1 rRNA gene is annotated in these 2,929 nt (G+C 52.1%); it reads left to right on the top strand.

What is annotated here, in order from left to right:
* Positions 1-6: 6 nt before the first annotated feature.
* Positions 7-2,929, top strand: a 23S ribosomal RNA gene (locus BTHG_RS23745); the annotation flags it as partial.

The following is a 2,929-nucleotide window of genomic DNA, read 5'->3' as shown; positions in this document are numbered from 1 at the left end:
GATATAGGTTAAGTTATGAAGGGCGCACGGTGAATGCCTTGGCACTAGGAGCCGATGAAGGACGGTACTAACACCGATATGCTTCGGGGAGCTGTAAGTAAGCTTTGATCCGAAGATTTCCGAATGGGGAAACCCACTGCTCGTAATGGAGTAGTATCCTTGCCTGAATTCATAGGGTAAGAGAAGGTAGACCCGGGGAACTGAAACATCTTAGTACCCGGAGGAAGAGAAAGCAAACGCGATTTCCTGAGTAGCGGCGAGCGAAACGGAAGATAGCCCAAACCAAGAGGCTTGCCTCTTGGGGTTGTAGGACACTCTATACGGAGTTACAAAAGAACGGAGTAGACGAAGCGACCTGGAAAGGTCCGTCAGAGAAGGTAACAACCCTGTAGTCGAAACTTCGTTCTCTCTTGAGTGGATCCTGAGTACGGCGGGACACGAGAAATCCCGTCGGAAGCTGGGAGGACCATCTCCCAAGGCTAAATACTCCCTAGTGACCGATAGTGAACCAGTACCGTGAGGGAAAGGTGAAAAGCACCCCGGAAGGGGAGTGAAAGAGAACCTGAAACCGTGTGCCTACAAGTAGTCAAAGCACATTTATGTGTGATGGCGTGCCTTTTGTAGAATGAACCGGCGAGTTACGATCCCGTGCAAGGTTAAGTTGAAGAGACGGAGCCGCAGCGAAAGCGAGTCTGAATAGGGCGTAATAGTACGTGGTCGTAGACCCGAAACCAGGTGATCTACCCATGTCCAGGGTGAAGTTCAGGTAACACTGAATGGAGGCCCGAACCCACGCACGTTGAAAAGTGCGGGGATGAGGTGTGGGTAGCGGAGAAATTCCAATCGAACTTGGAGATAGCTGGTTCTCTCCGAAATAGCTTTAGGGCTAGCCTCGAGTTAGAGTCTTGGAGGTAGAGCACTGATTGGACTAGGGGCCCTCATCGGGTTACCGAATTCAGTCAAACTCCGAATGCCAAAGACTTGATTCTCGGGAGTCAGACTGCGAGTGATAAGATCCGTAGTCAAGAGGGAAACAGCCCAGACCACCAGCTAAGGTCCCAAAGTATACGTTAAGTGGAAAAGGATGTGGAGTTGCTTAGACAACCAGGATGTTGGCTTAGAAGCAGCCACCATTTAAAGAGTGCGTAATAGCTCACTGGTCGAGTGACTCTGCGCCGAAAATGTACCGGGGCTAAACGTATCACCGAAGCTGTGGATTGTTCTTACGAACAATGGTAGGAGAGCGTTCTAAGTGCCGTGAAGTCAGACCGAGAGGACTGGTGGAGCGCTTAGAAGTGAGAATGCCGGTATGAGTAGCGAAAGAGGGGTGAGAATCCCCTCCACCGAATGCCTAAGGTTTCCTGAGGAAGGCTCGTCCGCTCAGGGTTAGTCGGGACCTAAGCCGAGGCTGAAAAGCGTAGGCGATGGACAACAGGTTGATATTCCTGTACCACCTCTTTACCGTTTGAGCGATGGAGGGACGCAGGAGGATAGGGTAAGCGCACTGTTGGATATGTGCGTCCAAGCAGTTAGACTGGTAAGTAGGCAAATCCGCTTACCGTAAGGTTGAGCTGTGATGGCGAGGGAAATATAGTACCGAAGTTCCTGATTCCACACTGCCAAGAAAAGCTTCTAGCGAGGTAAATGGTGCCCGTACCGCAAACCGACACAGGTAGGCGAGGAGAGAATCCTAAGGTGATCGAGAGAACTCTCGTTAAGGAACTCGGCAAAATGACCCCGTAACTTCGGGAGAAGGGGTGCTTTTTAGGGTGAATAGCCCTGAAAAGCCGCAGTGAATAGGCCCAGGCGACTGTTTAGCAAAAACACAGGTCTCTGCGAAGCCGCAAGGCGAAGTATAGGGGCTGACACCTGCCCGGTGCTGGAAGGTTAAGAGGAGGGGTTAGCGCAAGCGAAGCTCTGAATCGAAGCCCCAGTAAACGGCGGCCGTAACTATAACGGTCCTAAGGTAGCGAAATTCCTTGTCAGGTAAGTTCTGACCCGCACGAAAGGTGTAACGATCTGGGCACTGTCTCAACGAGAGACTCGGTGAAATTATAGTACCTGTGAAGATGCAGGTTACCCGCGACAGGACGGAAAGACCCCGTGGAGCTTTACTGCAACCTGATATTGAATTTTGGTACAGCTTGTACAGGATAGGTAGGAGCCTTGGAAGCCGGAGCGCCAGCTTCGGTGGAGGCGTCGGTGGGATACTACCCTGGCTGTATTGAAATTCTAACCCGAAGGCCTTATCGGCCTTGGAGACAGTGTCAGGTGGGCAGTTTGACTGGGGCGGTCGCCTCCTAAAGAGTAACGGAGGCGCCCAAAGGTTCCCTCAGAATGGTTGGAAATCATTCGTAGAGTGTAAAGGCACAAGGGAGCTTGACTGCGAGACCTACAAGTCGAGCAGGGACGAAAGTCGGGCTTAGTGATCCGGTGGTTCCGCATGGAAGGGCCATCGCTCAACGGATAAAAGCTACCCCGGGGATAACAGGCTTATCTCCCCCAAGAGTCCACATCGACGGGGAGGTTTGGCACCTCGATGTCGGCTCATCGCATCCTGGGGCTGTAGTCGGTCCCAAGGGTTGGGCTGTTCGCCCATTAAAGCGGTACGCGAGCTGGGTTCAGAACGTCGTGAGACAGTTCGGTCCCTATCCGTCGTGGGCGTAGGAAATTTGAGAGGAGCTGTCCTTAGTACGAGAGGACCGGGATGGACACACCGCTGGTGTACCAGTTGTCCTGCCAAGGGCATAGCTGGGTAGCTATGTGTGGAAGGGATAAGTGCTGAAAGCATCTAAGCATGAAGCCCCCCTCAAGATGAGATTTCCCATAGTGTTAAACTAGTAAGATCCCTCGAAGATGACGAGGTTGATAGGTCAGAGGTGGAAGCATGGTGACATGTGCAGCTGACTGATACTAATCGATCGAGGAC

It is taken from the genome of Bacillus timonensis, assembly GCF_000285535.1.
Classification (GTDB): domain Bacteria; phylum Bacillota; class Bacilli; order Bacillales; family Bacillaceae_L; genus Ferdinandcohnia; species Ferdinandcohnia timonensis.
Note: the sequence above shows the minus strand (reverse complement) of the source record. Positions and strands in the feature narration are given on the sequence as shown.